General features: G+C 71.9%; 8 protein-coding genes. 4 read left to right on the forward strand and 4 right to left on the reverse strand.

The genetic code is table 11. From position 1 onward, the window contains the following. The first annotated feature begins 70 nt into the window (after positions 1–70). On the forward strand, positions 71–9,439 hold the full coding sequence (locus ACQP1V_RS33115) for a hypothetical protein (RefSeq protein WP_433414107.1): 9,369 nt from the start codon (positions 71–73) through the stop codon (positions 9,437–9,439). Positions 9,440–9,452: 13 nt separating this feature from the next. After that, on the forward strand, positions 9,453–11,723 hold the full coding sequence (locus ACQP1V_RS33120) for a hypothetical protein (protein ID WP_433414109.1): 2,271 nt from the start codon (positions 9,453–9,455) through the stop codon (positions 11,721–11,723). Between the two features lie 64 nt (positions 11,724–11,787). Here ACQP1V_RS33120 and ACQP1V_RS33125 read toward each other — a convergent pair whose 3' ends face one another. After that, positions 11,788–12,807 (reverse strand): MaoC family dehydratase, encoded by a 1,020-nt coding sequence (locus ACQP1V_RS33125; protein ID WP_433414111.1) that lies wholly within the window; start codon positions 12,805–12,807, stop codon positions 11,788–11,790. Between the two features lie 341 nt (positions 12,808–13,148). Here ACQP1V_RS33125 and ACQP1V_RS33130 point away from each other — a divergent pair, with 341 nt between their 5' ends. Then, the gene (locus ACQP1V_RS33130; RefSeq protein WP_387410484.1) at positions 13,149–14,306 is read left to right on the forward strand and encodes an acyl-CoA dehydrogenase family protein; all 1,158 of its coding nucleotides are present in this window, start codon (positions 13,149–13,151) and stop codon (positions 14,304–14,306) included. A 247-nt stretch (positions 14,307–14,553) separates the two neighbouring features. On the opposite strand, the gene ACQP1V_RS33135 is transcribed toward ACQP1V_RS33130, so the two are convergent. Together ACQP1V_RS33135 and ACQP1V_RS33140 are read right to left on the reverse strand one after the other, a co-directional pair. After that, the gene (locus tag ACQP1V_RS33135) at positions 14,554–15,060 is read right to left on the reverse strand and encodes a carboxymuconolactone decarboxylase family protein (RefSeq protein ID WP_387410352.1); all 507 of its coding nucleotides are present in this window, start codon (positions 15,058–15,060) and stop codon (positions 14,554–14,556) included. Between the two features lie 307 nt (positions 15,061–15,367). Continuing rightward, the gene (locus tag ACQP1V_RS33140; RefSeq protein WP_433414113.1) at positions 15,368–15,727 is read right to left on the reverse strand and encodes a hypothetical protein; all 360 of its coding nucleotides are present in this window, start codon (positions 15,725–15,727) and stop codon (positions 15,368–15,370) included. Positions 15,728–15,941: 214 nt separating this feature from the next. Between ACQP1V_RS33140 and sigJ the strand changes: the two genes are divergently transcribed. Further along, a complete protein-coding gene (gene sigJ, locus ACQP1V_RS33145; protein WP_433414115.1) occupies positions 15,942–16,886 on the forward strand; it encodes an RNA polymerase sigma factor SigJ in 945 nt (314 codons plus the stop codon). Positions 16,887–17,565: 679 nt separating this feature from the next. Here sigJ and ACQP1V_RS33150 read toward each other — a convergent pair. Next, positions 17,566–19,122 (reverse strand): DUF222 domain-containing protein, encoded by a 1,557-nt coding sequence (locus ACQP1V_RS33150; RefSeq protein WP_433414116.1) that lies wholly within the window; start codon positions 19,120–19,122, stop codon positions 17,566–17,568. Between the last annotated feature and the right edge of the window lie 972 nt (positions 19,123–20,094).

Raw genomic sequence — 20,094 nt, forward strand, 5'->3', positions numbered from 1 at the left:
ATGTCCGCTGTCCGGTATGGGGGTTTTGGTGATAAGGCAGCGATTACTCAATGTTCTATGCGTTCTCGGGGTGCTGGCGGGACTGGTCACGGGGGTGCCGGAGACCGCCGCGGCGGCCGTGCGAAAGGACGCGGAGACCACCGCGTTCCTCTCCGCGGTCGAACGCTTCGCCGCGCTCGGCGAGGGGCTCGCCGGGGTCGGCCCGATGGGCGAGCGACTGCCCCTCGTGGGCCTGGTCCCCGGGGGCGAGGACGGCCTGGGGCTGGCGGACCTGTTCCGGGTCGCGATGTACGACCGGCTCAAGGACCTCACCAGCCTCGACGATCTCAAGGACGAGTACGAGATCACCGGCCCGCGCGCGGGCCGGCTGCTGGCGAAGGCGAGCACCGAGGGCGGGACGAGGCGCCTCGACCTGACCCTGGAGGTCGCGCGGAACGTCGCCGACCGGCCTCTCTCCATCGAGAGCGCGCAGCCCAAGATTTCGCTGGCCACGTCGGGCGGCGTCGACGTCTCGCTGAAGCTCGGCGCGAAGCTGTCCTTCGGCTACGACCCGGCGACCACCGCGGTCTGGCTGAGCACCGGCTCCACGCTGACGGTCCAGGCGGACGGGAGGCTGGTCGCGGGGGCCAAGCCCTCGGCCGCGTTCGGCATCCTCGGCGTCGACCTGTCGCCCGGCTCGGCACTGTCCTTCACCTCCACCTTCACCTCCACGTCCTCCGACCCGAGCGGCGACGGCCGGCTCGACCTGCGTGAGCTGGGCGCGGACGGCGCGGCGGCCGGGTTGTTCGCCTTCGCGAAGAAGGGGGCGGCGAGCGCCGGGCTGGGGGTCACCGCGCAGCCGTTCGCCGGCGCGCAGGTGGAGGGTGCCACCGCGACCGTGAACGTGAGCTGGCCGGACATCGCGGCCGGTGCGCCGCAGGTGAGCGTGAGCCAGGCCGACCTGGACCGGCTCGGCCGCTTCCAGTCGCTCACCCCGAAGGACCTGCTCGACGGCCTGGCGCACCTGGCCAACGCCATCACCGCCGTCCAGCGGGCCCGCTGGAACGGCCAGGGCGACGTCGACCTGCCGTTCATGCGCGGATCCCTGGCCGACGCGGTCCACGTCTCCGAGTCGCTCGACGCGTTCGTCGCCGGCAGCGTCGACCGGAACACCGGCCGGCCCACCTTCACCTCGATCCAGGACATGTTCGCCGCGCTCGCCAAGGCGCGCGGACTCCCCGGAGGCGCGATCATCAAGGTCGCCGACGCGGGGTACGACGACGCCACCAAGAAGATCGTGTTCACGCTGGTCGTCGATCGCACCGTCAACCCCGCGCCCGAGCCCCTCAACCCCGCCGGGCAGAGCAGCAGCGGGTCGGGCGCCGGCGTCACCTACACGGCCACGACGCTCAAGCACGCCGGCCAGAAGTGGACACCCGGCCAGTTCGCCGGCCGAATGGTCACCGCGGGCACGTCGACCGGCGTCGTGGCGGACAACACCACCGACACCGTCACCGTGGCCCAGGACGGGTGGCGCGGAGGAATGCCCGCCGCCGGCACGCCGTACCGGATCGCCGCCACCGACCCGATGATCGGCCAGGTCTCCTTCGGCGACGTCTTCGCGTCCCGCGCGGGGCTCGCGCAGGCCAACGCGGCCACCTCGGTGGCCGGTGTGATGCGCGGCTACCACGCCACCGCGACGGTCGTGCTCGACCTCGGCGACGCGGCCACCGGGCAGGCGTGCGCCGCCCGGCCGGACGGCCAGGGGAAGGCCTGCCCCTACAAGCACACCAACCCGGACGGCACCTCGACCGTGGTGACCGAGCTGCCCAGGCCCGCGGACCGGGTCATGCTGCGCACCGGCCGCGAGCTGTTCGGCGCGAGCGTCTCGGTCCGCAGCTCCGTCGACGTCGACGCCGTCATCGGCTACCTGGGCGTACGGCTCACCGGCGACCTCTCCATGTCCAGCGCCAAGGGCGGCGACCTGGTGAAGGTCGGCCTCAAGGACGTCGGCGACATCCCGCTGACGCGGCTTTTCGAGCGGCTGGCGAGCGACCCCGGCGCGGTCGTGACGTCCCAGGTGAACGCCGCCGCGCAGACCAGGCTGACCCTGGGCGTGCCGGGGATGGCGGACTTCTTCGGCGGCAAGGTCACCGGCGACGTGGAGATGCCGGACATCGGTAAGCCGGGCGAGCTGGCCTTCCACGGCTTCGACCGGCTGGGCAAGGTCAAGGACTTCGCGTTCGACCCCGACAACCCGCGCGCGCTGTTCGGCACGCTGATCAAGTCGCTGGGCGCGCTGGCCGCCTACCTCGAACAGGTCAAGGGCAGCGGGCAGGCCGGAAAGGCGATGGCGACGAAGCTGCCGCTCCTCGGCCGCTCGGTCTCCGACCTGGTGGCCGCCGAGGAGATGGGCGCGGGCCCCGGCGTCGTGTACGGCGACGGCGCCTGCGGAAGCGAGAACGGCTTCGTCACCGACCCCTCGCGCACGTTCACCCAGGCGCACATCGGGCGCGGCGTGATCGTCGGCACCCGCCTGATGACCGTGTCGGCCGTGTGCGGCGAGCACACGATGGCGTTCACCGCGAAGTTCGGCCAGGCACGGCCCGAACCCGGCGCCGCGTACGCGCTGCGCTCGCCCCTCAGGGACGCGATCGACCGGCTGACCGCGGCCCCGCCGGACACGGTGCAGGCGCTGGTCGCCGAGCTGAACAAGGCGCTGGGCGGCCAGGCCCGCATCGGCTACGAAGACGGCCGGCTGCGCCTGTCGCTGGCGTACGACAAGAAGGCGGCGCTGAAGGAGCCGCTGCGCTTCTCCTTCGGTGAGCGCAGCCTGGTCGCCGCCTCGGGCTCCGGCACGCTCGACGCGGCGATCGACGGCCAGGTGCAGCTCGGGTTCGAGGTGGCGCTCCGGCGCGACTTCGACCTATCCCGCGACCTGCTGATCGACACCGGGTCCAGCCTGGACCTGGAGGCGAAGGCGCAGCTCGACGGCGTCGTCAAGGCCGACGTCGGTCCGCTGCCGCTCTCCATCGGGAAGGCGGGCGACGACCCGCTGCAGGCGAGGCTCGACTACGGCGTGGGCCTCCGGTACGGCGGCGAGTCGCAGGAGGCGGCGGTGCCGGCGGCCGACTTCTTCGCCGGGCTCGACCTGGCGCTCAACGAGACGAGCGAGCCGGTCAGCTGTGATCGGGACCCCCGGCGCGACGAGACCGACCTGGCGCTGTGCGCGGTGCTGCCCGCCTACCTGGCCGGCAACCCGATCACGGCGGACGGCAAGCACGCGCTCGTCCTGCGGCTGCCCAGGATGGCTCCGCTCGCCGAGATGTTCGACCTGACCGCGAAGCTGCCCGGTGACATCGACCGGCTGGAGCTGCCCTCGTTCGACTTCTCCACTCTGCCCGCCGGGCTGGAGCTGGACTGGAGCAACCTGGGCGAGGGCATCGACCGCTACCTGGTCGCGCTGGAGACCGGCATGCGCGTCGCCGCCTACGACGGCAGGCTGCCTCTGGTCGGCCACGACCTGCAGCAGGGCGCCGACTTCATCGGCGCCAGGCGCGCGGAGATCAAGGCGGCCATGGGCAAGGTGCCGAGCGGCACCGGCAAGAGCCTGCGCGAGTGGTACAACGCCGAGCTGGCCCCCAAGATCGGTCCGGGCGTGCAACCGGTGATCACCTGCGTTCAGGCACCGAACCCCGACAAACCCGAGGCCTGTGACGAGGCCAAGGGCGCCGAGCTGACCGGCATCACGTTCAAGATCAGTGTCGGCAAGGGCGTCGTCGATCCGGCGAAGGGCTGCGTCGAGGGCTGCGAGAGCCTGGAGCGGCGGCTGGACATCGGCATCCCCGGCCTCGCGCTGCGCCAGGGCCCCGGCAAGGGCGTACGGGCCCAGGTCGGCTGGCGGATCGAGGCGACCGTCGGCCTGGACCGGACCAGCGGATTCTTCGTGGACGCCACGCCGGACAACCGGCCGCGGGCCGAGATCGGCGTGAACGTCTCGCTGCCCGAGGAGATCAACGCCAGGTTGGCCATCCTGGACGTCACCGTGAAGAACCGTACGCCGCAGTCGCCCGACCTGTTCGCGGGCACCTTCGGCGTCGGGCTCAAGCCCGTCGGCCGGATCGGGCTGGCGCAGCTCGCCGACGCCGGCGACCTGGTGGAGACCTCGCTGCACGCCAACGCGGCGATCGACTGGCGCTTCACCGTGACGCCCGGCTCGCCGATGCTCCCGGGGCTGTTCGGCGACTTCCACCTCGACTGGGACCTCACCAAGGGAGGCTCCCCCGACCCCGCGAACCTGTCCATCGCCTTCACGAACGTGAACCTGGAGGCCGGCGACTTCTTCCGTACCGTGCTCGGCCCGGTGGTGACGCAGGTCAAACGGCTCACCGACCCAGTCCGGCCGGTGGTCGACCAGCTCTACGCGCCAATCCCGGTGCTGTCGGACCTGAGCCGGGCCGCGGGCGGCGGCGACGTCAACCTGATGACGATCGCCGAGAAGTACAACACGCTGGGCGGCGGCAAGGCGACCCAGTTCCTCGAGCGGGCGGTCGAGATCGTGAAGCTGGTCTCCTCCCTTCCCGACTGCCAGGGCGAGCTGCACATCCCGATCGGGGACTTCACCGTGGCCGGGGACCGGGCGCTCACCACCGAGAACTCGCCGGACGTGGCGGACTCCCTGATCAAGGATGTGACCCCGAAGACGGCCGACCTGCTCGCCGCGCTCGACCAGGGGGCCAGGAGCTGCGCCAAGAGCAAGGCCGCGGCCGGCGAGCAGGGGCCGATGACGCGCTCCAAGACCGCCGGCTTCAGCTTCCCGGTGCTCGACAACGCGGGCCGGTCGATCTTCAGCCTGCTGATGGGCAGGGACGTGGAGCTGGTCGAGTACGACTCCGGCCCGCTGCGTCTCGGCTTCACCTACAGCCAGTCCTTCGGTCCCGTCTACGCGCCGCCGCCCGTCATGGTGGTCATCTCCGGCACCGCCGGGGTCGAGGCGCGGATCAAGGCGGGCTTCGACACGTACGGCATCCGCAAGGCGATCGAGCAGGGCGAGGCCGATCTCCAGATCCTCGACAGCCTCTACCTGAAGACCACCGACGAGCGGGGCCGGCCCCTGCCCGCGATCACGCTGTACGGGCGGTTGGAGGCCGGGGCAGCGGTCGACCTGCTGCTCGTCAGGGCGGGAGTGAGCGGCGGCATCTCGCTGACCGTCTCGTTGCTCTGGGCCGACCCGAACAACGACGGCAAGTTCAGGTTCTACGAGTTCTCCGGCGTCCTGCTGCGCAACCCGGTGTGCCTGTTCAGCATGGACGGCAAGCTCAAGGTCTATCTGAAGGCCTGGGTGGAGATCGGATTCTCGATCTTCAAGAAGCGTTTCGACTGGACCGTCGTCGAGGCCACGCTGCTCGACTTCTCGGCCAAGCCGAAGTGCGACGAGGATCCGCCCAAACTCGCGACCGAGAGCGGCGGCGCGCTGGTGCTGCACATCGGCCCGATGCGCGCGGCCCGGGGCGGCAGCACGGCCAAGCCGAGCGACGACGCCGAGCAGTGGACGGTCAGCCAGCTCCCCGGCGACGAGGGCTTCGTCGTCAGCGCGCTGGGCGTGCGCGAGGAGCACCGCGCGGGCGGCCTCGACCGGGTGCTGGCCGACGGGCGCGGCGCGAAGGGCTCCCTGCGGCTCGTCTTCCAGGGGTACGCGGACGACTCCGGCACGCCGTACCCGTTCGACCGGAAGGTCGTGGCGTTCGGCGGCGACGGTGACGACATGATCCTGGCCGGTTCCGGGACCAACGTCGTGGACGGCGGCCCCGGCAACGATCAGATCACCAGCGCCGACCAGTACGACGAGCGGGGCACGCGGGTCGCGATCGTGGCCGGCGGCCCCGGCGACGACCAGATCACCGTGGGCGGCGCGGGCGGCTGGGTGGCCGGTGACGGCCGCCTGACCCCCGGCAGCCGCCGGGTCGGCACCGTGGAGGTCGCCGACTGGGACGTCGACGGGCTGCCCGGGGCGCCCGCCGACGGCCCGGACGACGGCGACGACCGGATCGCCGCCGGGCTCGGCCGCAACCACCTGTGGGGCAACGGAGGGGACGACACCATCGGCGTGGCCTCGGACAGCCCGCTGGCCGCCACCGACCCGTCGCCCCGCTACCGCGCCCAGCCGAGCCTGCTGGTCGGCGGGCCGGGCCGCGACACCCTCACCGGCGGCTCCGCCGACGACGAGATCTACACCGGGCCGCGCCAGGAGTTCGGGCCGGACGCCGCGGGACCGGCCGACTCGGGGCCGAACTACGTCGACACCGGCGCGGGCGACGACAAGGTGTACGGCGGGCAGGCCGTCGACCTGGTCGCGGGCCGCTCCCGGCCCGGCGAGGTCGCCCGGATCCTCGGAGGCGGTGGCGACGACGTCCTCGCCGGCGGGTACGGCAAGGACGAGATCTTCGGCGGCCCCGGTGACGACTGGGTCGTCGCCGAGCCGTCCGACGTCGGCGAGGCCGACGGCCGCGACGACTACGGCCCGCTCAGGCAGGTTCGGCACCTGCCGCTGCCCGCGGGCGTCGAACCCTCGGCCAAGCTGCTGGTCGGCGGCGACGGCGACGACCACATCGTGGGCGGCGACGGCGGCGCGACGATCTTCGGCGACCGGCTGCGGGACGAGCCGTGCGAGGAGCACGACGGCGACGGCGACGGCCGCGACCTCATCCTCGGCGGCGCGGGCAAGGAGACCGTCTCGGCCGGTGGCGGAGCGGACCGGGTCGACGCGGGCGGCGGCCAGGACCGCGTCTGCGGCGAGCGGGGCGACGACCGGCTGTCCGGCGGCGCGGGCGACGACTCGGTCAGCGGCGGCTCGGGCGACGACATCGCGTTCGGCGACGACGGCGCCGACGAGGTGACCGGCGGCCCCGGCGACGACACCCTGTACGGCGGAGCCCAGGACGACACGGTCGTGGGTGAGGCGGGCGAGGACACCGCGTTCGGCGGCGCCGGAAACGACCTGGTCATCGGCGGCAGCCGTACGGCCGGCAAGGCCGACGGGGGCGACGCGCTCTACGGCGACGCCGGGGCCGACCGGCTCATCGGCGACAACGGCGACGCCGGCGGACCCTTCGACCTGGACGGGACGCCGGAGGAGGCCGGCGGCCCGGACGTGATCCACGGCGGAGCCGGCGACGACACCGCCTTCGGCGGGATCGGGGCCGACGAGGTCCACGGCGACGACGGCGACGACCACCTGGAGGGCGGCGACGGCGCCGACCGGGTGTCCGGCGAGGCCGGCGAGGACGAGCTCGTCGGCGGCGGCTCCGGGCCGTACCCGGACGCCGGGGACACCCTGCTCGGCGGCGACGGGCCCGACGTGATCGCCGGTGACAACGCGATCCTGAGCACGTCGGGCGCGGCGACCGCGGTCGCCGTACGGACCGGCCAGGTCCACACGCACCGGGTCGAGCTGCTCGCGGGCGGCTCCGGCGCCGACGTCGCCGACGGCGGCGCCGGGAACGACGCGATCTTCGGGCAGGGCGGCCCCGACCGGCTGCGCGGCCAGGACGGCGACGACTACGCCGAGGGCGGCCCGGGCGTGGACTGGGTCGAGGGCGACCGGGGCGACGACGACCTGGTGGGCGGCTCGCACGTCGCGTCCGACTCCACCGACGACAGCGCCGACAACGGGGCCGACGACGCGCTGTTCGGCGGTCCGGGCGACGACGTCGTCCTCGGCGACAACGCCCTGGTGACGCTCGCGGGCGAGCCTGCCCGGCCCACCGTACGGGCCGGGTCCGACGGAAAGCCGATGACCCCGCGCGCGGTCACGCTCCTGGGCGGCGGTTCCGGCGACGACCGCGTCTCCGGCGGCTCGGGCGTGGACGTCCTGTGGGGGCAGGGCGGCGACGACCACATCTCCGGCGGTGCCCAGGGCGATTACGTCGAAGGCGGCGGCGGCGCGGATCAGATCCGCGGCGACCTCCCGCTGTCGGCCGAGTCCTCCCAGACCACGACGAAGCCGCTCGACGACCCCGGTTGGAAGGGCGTCGCGAGCGAGCCCGCGGAGCTGGAGGGCGACGACGCCACCCCCGGCCAGGACGACCTGATCGGCGGCTCGGCCCGGCCGGGCGCGGCGGACAAGGGCGACGCGATCGAGGGCGGCGGCGGAGCCGACATGCTGCTCGGCGACAACGGCTCGCTCGTCCGCACGCTCACCGCGACCGGCGAGCGCGTCTACACCGAGCGCTATCCGGCCGGGCAGGCGCCCGCCGACGCGACGCGGAGCCGTACACACGACCCGGCGCTGCCCGGCGACTCCACCAGGTTCTGCACGGAGGCCCAGCCGACGTGCGAGCCGGAGGGCGCTTTCGGCGACGACCGCCTGTACGGCGACGCGGGCGACGACGGACTGTGGGGGCAGGACGGCGACGACCGCCTCTACGGCGGCCCCGGCGACGACGACCTGTTCGGCGAGTTGGGCGACGACGAGATGTACGGCGGTGAGGGCGAGGACGCCATGCTCGGCGACCGCGGCGGCGTGGTGAACGAGCGGATCGACGCCGGGGACGCGCAGCAGCTCGGCTTCACGGTCAGCCTCAACGCCCCGCCGAAGGAGACCTACCGCGGATTCCCGCTCGGCTCCTACGACCGCCGTACCGACCTGCTGCACGACGCGGACGGCGACGCCTGGGTGAGCGCGGCCCTGCCGCACGACGGCTTCGCCACCGGCGGCGACGACCGCATGCGCGGCGGACCTGGCCGCGACAGCATGCACGGTGGCGCCGGCGACGACCTGGTCAACGGCGACAGCGGCGGCGACGAGGTCTTCGGCGACGACGGCGACGACATCATCTGGGGCGGCAAGGGGTGTGATCCCGTCCTGGACGCGGCGACCGCCGACTGCCTCAGCGGCGGCGCGTTCGACCCGGCCGCCCGGGGCACCGGGGACCGGTTCGTCGACCACCTCTTCGGCGGCGCCGGGGCCGACCTGCTCGACTACAACCCGCGCGGCTCCTACCCCGACGCGTGCGCCCCGGGGCGCATGCCGGACGGCACGCTCACCACTGTCGTGGATCCCTGCCAGTGGTTCCGGATGACCGACAAGGACAACGCCTCGACGGCCGACGACCAGCACCACCAGGGCGTCGACTGGCAGTACGGCGGCGCGGGCCGGGACGTGCTGCAGGGCGACCGGACCGCCAACGGGCCGAACCCCGGAGACAAGATGATCGACTGGAACGGCTCGTTCAACCTCTACACCCACTGCGGCCCGGCCAACGGCGGGCACAACATCGTCCGCCAGCACTCCCCCGCGATGCTCGACTTCCTGGCCAAGGTGGCCTGGGGAGCGGGCGCGGGCCGTGCCGCAGACGACCCGTCGGCCCAGCGGGAGCTGGCGATCCCCGCCAATGACAGCGGCTCGCCGTACCCCACCTCACCGGGACACTTCGACTCGCCCGTCGCCTGCGCGGGCTGATCAGGAGACACGAATGTCACGCCGACCGACGGCCGCCGCCCTGGCGGCTGCGCTGATCGTCGGGGGGATCGCCGCGGTGCTCACCGCGGCGGCCCCCGCCCCGGCCCACGCGGCCCCTCCCCCATGTACTCCGGGTGACTGCTTCACCGTGACCGTCGCGCTCGACCGGGCCCCGGCCGTCGGGCAGGACGCGACGCTCGCGGTCGAGGTCACCGCGAAACAGGACATTCCCGACGCCACGACCATCATCGAACTGCCGGACACCCTGCGCTGGGTGCGCCCGCCGGCCGGGCTCTCCCACGCCGCGGCGACGATCGGGCGCAGCCCCGTGGACCGCGCGAGCCGTACGGAACGGGCCCGGCGCGGCACGCCGGTCCGGTACGAGGGCGTGGTCACGGCGGTCGCCCCCGGCCCCGCCTCGATCCGCGTTCACGCCCGGGACGGGCGGCCCGGCCCGAGCAGCGAAGGACTCGCCTACCTCACGATCGGGGAGAAGTCGTCGATCTTCGGTATGCGGCGGGAGCGCCTCAGCCGTCCCGCGCAGACCCTCGCGCCGGCGGCGACCCCCGCCGGCGACACCTGCGTGCACGGGCGCGTCACGCACGTCGAGGCGGACACGGGCACGGTCAGGGGCACGCCCAGCGTCTCCGTGGAGGCGTGGGACAAGGACGAGGGCGAGGGCGAAGCCCCCGACCTGCTCGGGAAGGTCGTGACCGACGCCGCGGGCGGCTACAAGGTGTGCTTTCCCGGCACCGACGAGGACGGCAGCGGCCAGGACGTCTATCTCACCGTGTCCACGGTGGCCCCTCTGTGGACGGTGGAGGAGCCGGGCACCGGTGCCGGCCTCGACTACTTCGCCAACAGCACTGTGATGAAGGACGTGCCCAAGGGCACCGACACGACGACCATCGACTATGCGGCCGCGCCCGGCGACGAGATGGAGGGTGCCTTCCGGATCATGGCGGCCGTCTACGACACGTGGAAGGCGTACACCGGGTGGCTGAACCAGCCGGCTGACGACTGCTGGAAACCCGGCGAGGCCGCCTGCCGGCGGGTGACCGTCAAATGGAAGCCCGACACCGTGCTCACCCACTCGTACTACTGCCCGGCCGTCAGCAGCGAATGCGACAGCCGCTTCCAGGTGCGCCTGGACGCGTCGGCCCAGATGCAGAAGATGACGATCGCCCACGAGCTGGGCCACTTCATCATGGACTACACCCACGACCGCATGCCGCCCCACGCCCCCTCCTGCCAGGAGCACTTCATCACGGACCCCGTGGAGAGCCCGGCCTGCGCCTGGACCGAGGGGTGGGCCGACTGGGTCGCCGTCCAGACCTACGGCGACACGCACTACCGGTGGGGGCCCACCGACACCCCGGTCGACCTCGAGAGCCCGACCTGGTTCAGCCAGGGCTGGTCCAGCGGGGACACGGTCGAGGGCCGGGTGGCCGGCGCGCTCCTCGACCTGGCCGACGCCGGCCCGCGCAACGAGAAGTACTGGGACGTCGCCGGCTTGGGCCCCGCCGCGGTGGTGGCCGCCTTCAGGAAGGCGCCCGCCGACGACATCGACCAGTTCCTGACGGGGCTGAGCGAGGATGACCGCTTTCTCGCGCGGTCGGTGCTCTTCCAGAACACCATCGGCGGCCCGCGCTACGACGACATCTTCGACCGGAAGATCGCGCGCTGGCCCGCCAACGTCCCGCTGCTGCCGGTCTTCACCACCACGGCCGGCAAGTGGTCCGTGGTGGCGGCGGTCGCCAATCCGGCGACCGGCGCGAACGTCGACCTCGACGTGTACCCTCCCGACCACGCCAAGGTGCCTCTCGCCAGCTCGGACGGGGTCGCCGCCAACGCGGACTTCATCGCCGTGCAACCCGCCTCCGCCGACGACGCCTACGTGGCCGGCGCCGCTTCGGACGCCGACTATCAGGAGTACGCGCTGGAGGTGGCCGAGGCGCCCGACGGCGACCTGGAGAAGAACGCGTTCACGGAGTTCACGATGGGCGCCGACCGGCTGGTCGAGATCCGTACGGCCCGGCTCGAACAGGGCCAGCCCGCGACGTTCGTCGTCACGCCCCGCAACGGGCAGGACGTCGACCTCTTCGTGATGACACCGACGTCCGGCGTGTGGGGCCTGCCGCGCTCCCGCGCCCTCCGCTCCGCCGTCGGAGGCCCGGGCAAGGCCGAACGGCTCAGCATCTCGAACCCGAAGGTGTCCGGCGTCTACGCCGTCATCGTGATCAAACGGAGCGGGGAGGGAGGGCTCAGCCTGGCTCGCATGTGACGTCGGCCGATGCCGTCGCGTGCGGCGGGCGGAACAACCGGCGGCGCTGTGGGGCTTCGCCGGGTCATGCCATCACGGCGACGAACCTCCAGTCGAGGACGGCACGCGGGTCGCCGTCGCCAAGGGCGGCGACCCGCGAGCGGAGGTGGACCAGCCCGCCGCCGGGCAGCGGGGCGCGCCGTTCCACGACGACCTCGCTGGAGAGCGTGTCCCCCTCGTGGACCGGGCCGACGTGGTCGCAGCCGTGCCAGGCCACGACGGTGACCAGGTTCGGCAGCGCCCGGGCGGCCTGGGACAGCGCGACACCGATGGCGTGCCCGCCGTACACCAGCCGTCGCGCGTCCCGGGCGGCGCGGGCGTCGTGATGCACCTGCGCGATGTTCACGGTGAGTCTCGCCAGTTCCGGAGCGGCGGACACCACGTCTCCCCCGCCGACCCGCCACCTCTCGCCCTCGGAGACGTCCGCGAAGTGCCGGCCCGGGACCCGTTCCCGGAAGCGGTCGAGACGCCAGCCGGCCAGCACCCGCGTGGCCGCCTCTGCGAGGTCGGCGTCCGAGACCGCCGCGCCCACCGCGTCGAGATCGGCGTCGTGGCCTGTCCGCGCCCCGGGGTCGCGCAGCGGCAGCATCGCGCAACGCCAGAAGTCGAGGACGGGCGCCCCGTCCTGGTCCACCGTGCTGATTCGCAGCACGGCCAGCCCGGTCGGCCGTCGGCCCGGTTTGGCTTGGTTCTGCCGCAACGCGACCACCTCGGTGGACGTACGCAGGGTGTCCCCGATCGACGGCAGCCGCCGGAACGCCAGCCCCCGATAGAACAAGTTCGCCACGACGTGATGGGTGACGAGCGTGGACTGGCCGATCGCCACGTCCCAGACCAGCGCCGGATGCGCCAGGGCGGTCTCACCCGTGACCTCCCGGCACAGATGCGCGTCCAGCGGCAGCCGCAGCCGGTCGCCGACGACCGCCTGATGGACCGCGGCGTGCCCGGCCGTGAGAGTGACGCCGGGCGCGCCGTCGAACACCTGCCCGACCGCCAGCTCCTCGAAGTACGGCCCCTCCGCGATCGCCGTCACCACATCGCTCACCGTCGACTCCCGTCCGTTCGCCCCGCCCTCGCCCGACGGTCCCACGCGTTCCCGACGATCTCACGCCCTACCCGACGGTCCCCCGCGCGTTGCCCGACGACCTCATGCCCCGCCCGCGGGTGTCCCGCCTCGCCCGACGGTCCCCCGCCCGGCCCGACGGTTTCGCCGCGACCGCTCACCGCCATACCCACTGTCGTCTCCTCGCGCTGTGCCCCCCTCAAGCCGCGCCCCCTTAACCGGAGCTCCAACCGGGCAGTGTTCCATCGACGAGTGATCGGATCGACGACGGAGGCCGCGACCGGCAGCCTTCGCGGACGCGGCGTGGAGGCGACGTGACAGAGCTGTCAGAGCTGTCGGAGGAGGAGCGGGCCATCGTGGCGACCGTACGGGACTTCGTCGACCGAGAGGTCCGGCCCGTCGCCCGCGGCCTGGAACACGCCGACGAGTACCCCGAGGCGCTGATCGAGCAGATGAAGCGGCTCGGCGTCTTCGGCCTCGCCGTACCCGAGCCCTACGGCGACGTGCACGTCTCCATGGCCTGCTATGTCATGGTCACCGAGGAGCTCGCCCGCGGCTGGATGAGCCTGGCCGGCGCGATGGGCGGGCACACCGTGGTGGCGAAGCTGCTCGCGACGTACGGCACCGAGGAGCAGAAGCGGCACTACCTCCCCCGGATGGCCACTGGCGAGGTGCGTGCCACGATGGCGCTCACCGAGCCGGGCGGCGGCTCCGACCTGCAGGCGATGACCACGGTCGCACGCCGCGCGGACGACGGCTACGTCATCGACGGCGTCAAAACCTGGATCACCAACTCCCGCCGTTCGCAGCTCATCGCCCTGCTCTGCAAGACCGACCCGGCCGCGAAGCCGGCGTACACCGGCATGAGCATCCTGCTCGTCGAGCACGGCCCCGGCCTCACCGTCTCCCGCGACCTGCCAAAGCTCGGCTACAAGGGCGTGGAGAGCTGCGAGCTGTCCTTCGACGGCTACCGCGCGCCCGCCTCCGCGCTGCTCGGCGGCGTCGAGGGCCGCGGGTTCGCGCAGATGATGAAGGGGCTGGAGACCGGCCGCATCCAGGTCGCCGCCCGCGCCCTCGGCGTGGCCCGGGCCGCGTTCGACGACGCCCTGCGCTACGCCCAGGAACGCGAGAGCTTCGGCAAGCCGATCTGGAAGCACCAGGCCGTGGGCAACTACCTCGCCGACATGGCCACCAAGCTCACCGCCGCGCGCCGGCTCGTGCTGTACGCGGCCGAACGCGCCGACACCGGGCGGCGCTGCGACATGGAGGCCGGGATGGCCAAGCTCTTCGCCTCCGAGACCGCGATGGAGATCGCGCTCAACGCGGTGCGGATCCACGGCGGCTACGGCTACTCCACCGAGTTCGACGTCGAGCGCTATTTCCGCGACGCGCCGCTCATGATCGTCGGCGAGGGCACGAACGAGATCCAGCGCGACGTCATTGTGCGGCAACTCGTCAGCAGAGGCGGACTGGACCTCTGATCCCCCGCCCACCGGGCTCGGCCGGTATCCGCCACCGACGTGGGCAGAACCCCGCCCTTTCTCCTCAGAAGCGGCGCGGTCCGCCGGGCCTTCGCCATGACCCTCCGAGCCGCGGCCAGCCGTACGGTTCCCGTGCAGACCGCCGGCCCCGAACCGTGCAGACCACCGGCCCCGAGCCGTGCCGACACAGAGTCGGCCGCGCCCGGGTGAGGCACGGCTGCCGTGCCTCACCCTGAGCCGCCGGACATTACCGGTTGTAGTTCTTCCCAAGGGCCTTACCGGGGATCGGCTTGGCGATGAGAGCGACGGGGATGAAGAAGCAGATCTGGCCTATCGCGATGGTGAGCGTCCACAACGCCTTGTCGTCGTAGTGGGCGGACGCCTTGGCGTACAGCTCGTCGGGGACGCGCTCCCCGGACGGGTTCGGGGTGAGAACGGCCTCCACGAGCTCCAGTGCGACCCGTTCGGCGTCGGTGAAGTAGGGGGCGTCCCGCCATGACGCCACGGCGGTGATGCGCTCCTCTGTCTCCCCGGCCTTGCGGAGCAGGCCGGCTTGCCGGACGGTGTGGTACGTGCTGCCGACGATCTGCCCGGCGCGCAACTGCATCAGGTGGATGGTGGTGTGCGGGATCGCACCGTTCAGGGTCGCCTTGGTCATGGCTCCCGCGATTGCCGCCACCTCGGGGAAGAACTGGCTGGGGTCGGGCAGACGCGACTGGAGGTGGTCCGGCTCGGTCGTCGTAGGCATGGACATGGCGAGGTTTCCCTTCTCATCTCAGCGGTGTTTTCGGCGTGCGTACCGGTGGGGTTGGTCATTCATCGCGAAGCGGCCGATGGCCGGGGACGATCACGCGTTCCGACGCGGATGGTCGACGGCGATCCGCATACCGGCTGGGGATGCCGAGCGTTCCCCGCACCGGCCAGCGTCGCCCAGCCTTCCCTGTGCCGGCCGAGGTCGCCCGGCGTTTCCGGCACCGGCCGGGGTCGCCCAGCGTTCCCGCGTGCTGGTGGGTGACTCAGTGGTCCGGCGACGCAACCGCTGGGAACCTGCGCGCCGGACGTCATGCCGCGGCGGCCCCATAAGCGCGGCGGCCGGTCCGGATCCAGACGAGCTGAAGGACGCTCATGCCGAACATCAGGACACCCAAGGGGACGTGCACGGCCTTCACCCCCGCGATGCCCAGCGCTACCTGCGCCGACGCGAGCACCAGGTAGCCGACCGCGTACAGGATGGGCCTGGGCGAGCCGCCGCCCGGCCGCCACCCCACGATCGCGGCGACAACGTGCACCAGCACCACGAAGAACACCCCGTACGCCCCAGCTTTGTGCAGTGCCCCACCTCCGGGTGAGGACAGCAACAGCCCCGCGGTGATCGCCTGGACGAAGACGGCTACGGTTTGCACGGTGATCGCGACACGCAAGAACGTGAGGTTGCCTTGCTTCGTCGTCGTGTGCGAGGGCATGGGGAGGTTTCCCTTCTCAATCTCAGCGGTGCTTGAGGCTGGTGACCCGGCGCCTCAGTAGTCCGACGACGCAGCCGCCGAAAATGTGAGGTGTCCCCGCCCACCTCACATTTCGCTGCGCTGTCTCGTCGATCTGGTGAGGGCAGACGCGACCAAGGGAGTCGGCGACATCATGACCACCCAATCCGAGCCAGGGCGCGACCGACTCGATCCGGGCCTGAGCGCGATCGTGAGCGAGCGGCGTCAGCTGATCAACCTGGCGTACCGGCTCCTCGGCTCCCTGGCCGACGCCGAGGATGTCGTCCAGGAGACCTACGCCCGCTGGTACGCCATGTCCCGGGAGCGGCAGGAGGCCATCGAATCCCCCGGCGCCTGGCTGACCAGGGTGGCCAGTCGCATCTGCCTGGACCTGCTCGGGTCGGCCCGGGCCCGGCGCGAGAGCTACGTGGGCGAATGGGTCCCGGAGCCGCTGCCCGACCGTACGGAGTGGATCAGCGTGCGGCCGGGCGGCAGCGCGGTCGATCCGGCCGACCGGGTCACTCTCGACGAGTCGGTCAGCATGGCCTTCCTCGTCGTGCTCGAATCGATGACCCCGGCTGAGCGCGTCGCGTTCGTCCTGCACGATGTCTTCTGCCATTCCTTCACCGAAGTGGCGGAGATCGTCGGCCGTACCCCGGCCGCATGTCGCCAGCTGGCCTCGTCGGCCCGCCGTCGCGTCCGCGCGTCGCAGCCTCCCGCGACCCCGGCGGCCCAGCAGGCCGGCATCGTCAGAGACTTCAAGCAGGCATGGGAGGCGAAGGACATCGAGGCCCTCGTCGGCCTCCTCGACCCCGACGCCACGATGGTCTCCGATGGCGGCGGCCTGGTCAGCTCCGTGCTCCACCCGATCGAAGGCAGCGAGAAGATCGCCCGCTACATCATCGCCATCGCCGACCTGGCCCCCAACCTGGCGATCCTGGAGCGTACGGTCAATGGCCAGCCCGGTCTGGTGGCCCAGCACAACGGCGTCACCGTGACGGTGGCGGCGTTCGACGTTCCAGGCAACCGGATCAAGCACATTTGGGCCGTACGCAACCCCGAGAAGCTCTGGCCGTGGACGGCGGAGACACAGAACTAGGCCGCGCCCGGGGGCAAGCAGATCGTTCCCGAGGACAACAGGAGAGGACGTCACAGGCGCGACCCCCACAGGCCCGGGATGGACGTTCACGGCGTACAACCGGCCGGAGGCAGCCCCGCCCCCGCCCCGACTCCAACGCCGCCCCGACGCCCACTCCAACTCCTGGCGACGCCGACCCCAACGCCGACCCCGACGAGCACCATGGTGTCCAGGCCGCCAGCGGTCACCATCGACCCTGGGCATGAGGTGGTCGTCAAACCCCGGCAGCACGAGGTGACGATCCACAGCGCCCTGGTCCAGAAGAAGGCATCGCAGCAGAGCCGGAGTCGCTCGCAGTAGAGGGAATCGAACAGGAACCGGCCCCACCACAGGCAGCGGTGATAGCGGCGTCCGCGCCAACGTGAATCGAGGACGTACCGATGGTGGACCCATAGGGATACACCGGTCCGCCTGCATCGGAGAGAAGTCGCAGTTGCATGCGACGGCTTCGACGTGCATGACGGATCACCGTTCGCCGCTCGCCGCTCGAGGATCTCGGCTCTCGGCTCTCGGCTCTCGGCTCTCGGCTCGCCGATCATGGATCAGGAATCGCGGCTCGCCGTTCGCTGGTCGCGGATCACCGACCGCGGATCACTGACCACGGTGGCGAGTCACGGGGTCGTTGTTCAGTGGTCGCTGGTCACTGTCTGTCGGTCCAGCGTCGGGGACGGAGCTTGGAATACCGGTAGAACCGCATCGACACGGTCCCGTCCCCCTGATCGATCACCTCTACCCGGTCGGGGTGGCGGGACTTCCACTTGTTGTCCGCCGCGCACAGCGGTGCGAGGTTGTCCAGGTCGGTGCGGCCGGTCGGGTACCAGGGTTCGATGTGGTCGATCTCGGCCAGGTAGGCGGGGACGTCACAGCCTTCACGGCAGCAGGTCCGGTACATGGCCAGGATCGCTTCCCGCTGGTCGGCCGAGGCCAGCCGACGTGCCCGCCCGAAGTCCTTCATGATCCCGTCGGCGTCGCGGAGCACCCGCCGTAGTTCGGCGGTGTAGGCCATCCTGCGCGCATCCTGCGCCGGGATAGCCGTGCCGTCCTCCAGAAAGGCCGGCTCTTCTGATTGGCCGGTCAGGGTTTGCTCGGTGACCGATACGTGCATCACGGTGCGCCTGCCGCCCTGCGATAGGCGGATGGCGAGGGCGTCGGCCATGCGGCGGCCGTGGTTGCGCAGGTCGGTGCTGTCGGTTTTGGCCGCCAGCGGTTCCAGCCAGGTTTTCAGCTGCATCTTCAGTTCTGGGTCGAGCAGTCCGCGCAGGCGGCCCATCCCATCGGTGGTGTCGGAGATCGTCAGGTGCTGGCGTTCGGTCTTGGCCGCCGCCCGCGCCAGCCTCCCGTCCGGGTCGATGGTCTCGATGATGGTGTGGCCGGCGCGGGCCACGTCCTCCACCGTGGACACCGACGCCCGCGCCAACTCCACCAGGATCGGTTCGGCCAGTTCGGTTTCGGCGTCGTCCAGATGCCGGGTGGCGGACGCGATCGTCGCCGCATACCCGAACGACAGACGACCCGACGCGAACAAGCGGGCGGTGTGGGGTAGGCGCGGGAGTTGCCGGGCGAGTGTGACGCGTTCTCCGGCGCGGGCGGTGCGTGACCCGGTGGCCGCTGCCAGCCATGCTCCGATCGACCGCCGCCCGAACAACTGGTGTCCCTTCCCGGCCTCGGCTATCGGAAGACGGGTAGCGATCGCGGCTTCGGCCAGATCGATCGCCCGGGCCAGGGCGACGATCTCCGCCATCACCACCTCAACCTCCGCACCAGTCTCGGCACCGGAGCCAGTCTCGGCCCCGGCGCCAGTCTCGGCCCCGGCGCCAACACCGGCTCCAGCCCGAATCTCAGCCCCGGCCACGGCGTCGGTCTCGGTCTCGGTCGCGCCCGGCACCTTCCTCGCAGCCGCGGCCAGCCGCTCAGCACGAGCGAGCAACTCGATGACGTCGCGTCCGGCCAGGTTCAGATCGGGCCAGTCCGCTACCCGGCTATCACCACCAGCAGCATCCCGGCCCGCACCGTCCTGCCCACCGCTGCCAGCACTGCCTGCACCAGCCTTTCGGCGGTTGGTGGAAGAGCCCCAGCCAACAGCGTCCTGGCCATCCCGACCAGCGCCCCGGCGGTCACCACCAGCGGCCGGGCCATCACCGCTGATGCCCTGGCCAGCGCCCCGGCCATCCCGACCGGCCCGCAGGGGACGGTTCACGGACGACTCATCGAGGGTGGAGCGGCGGCCCTGCCAGATCCCATCCCAGGCCGACAGGTCGTCACGGTCGTACCCGGGCCGCGGTAGCTCGTCCCGACCGGAAAGAGCACCGCCCTCGCTCCCGAGACGCTGCGGCCCGCCCCCGCCACCGGTCTCTTCCCTTGGGTCGGCCGTCTTCGCGCGGGACCGGTCGGGCCCTATGAAAGCGGACGCGGTCGGCGGTCGAGCCGGACCCGAAGACTGCCCACCGCCGTCAGGCTTCTGGTCTTCCGCAACATCCGGGAGGCCGAGCAGCCGCCGAGCCCAGGAGTGCGTCGTCTCCGGCTCGCTTCCTCGCCCACCTCGCCCGTCAGAGCGCGCCGTGGCGTCCGGCTTGCCGCGTCGCGCGGATCGCTCGTCAGAGCGCGCCGTGGCGTCCGGCTGACCGCGTCGCGCAGCTTGCCCCTCGGGGCGCGCCGGGTCGTGCGGGGTGGGATCAGGGGCTCCTTCGCGGCCGCCGAAACCGCGAGCGTGATCGAGGAGCCCGGCGCTGCGAGCACGGTCGAGGAGCACCGCCCCGTAGGAGTCACCGGAGAAACGATCCGATCCGATGAACGGCGTGTGCCGCCTGGACCCGCGCCGCCGTCGCGGGGATGCGGAAGGCGCGTCAGACGGCCGGGACGGAAGAGCGTCCTCCGGTCGGCGCGACAACAGCACGCCACCCGAAAGCATCATCTCTGCGCACCTCCCCTCCCGGTCTGACGGTCGAACCTCTGCGAGGATATCGCTCACGCGTTCGATAGACAACTCAAAGTAATCACACTTGTACTATTTGTGAGTACCGTGCATGACATTCCGCTTGGTGGGCATTCGTGAGCCGCGAGATCACTGTGGATCGCCACCGAGGCCGGCTTCTCTGTCGTCGACGCCATCACTGGCGTCCCGGGACCGGGTGACCTACAGCTACGGCCAGCAACGTTGATGCCGCCCAAT

Origin of the sequence: Microtetraspora malaysiensis (assembly GCF_050947145.1) — a bacterium.
Classification (GTDB): Bacteria; Actinomycetota; Actinomycetes; order Streptosporangiales; family Streptosporangiaceae; genus Microtetraspora_A; species Microtetraspora_A malaysiensis.

Bases quoted from the DNA above. Each gene is read 5' to 3' on its own strand.
- ACQP1V_RS33120 (WP_433414109.1), top strand. From the start codon at position 9,453: ATGTCACGCCGACCGACGGCCGCCGCCCTGGCGGCTGCGCTGATCGTC.
- ACQP1V_RS33135 (WP_387410352.1), bottom strand. From the start codon at position 15,060: ATGTCCATGCCTACGACGACCGAGCCGGACCACCTCCAGTCGCGTCTG.
- sigJ (WP_433414115.1), top strand. From the start codon at position 15,942: ATGACCACCCAATCCGAGCCAGGGCGCGACCGACTCGATCCGGGCCTG.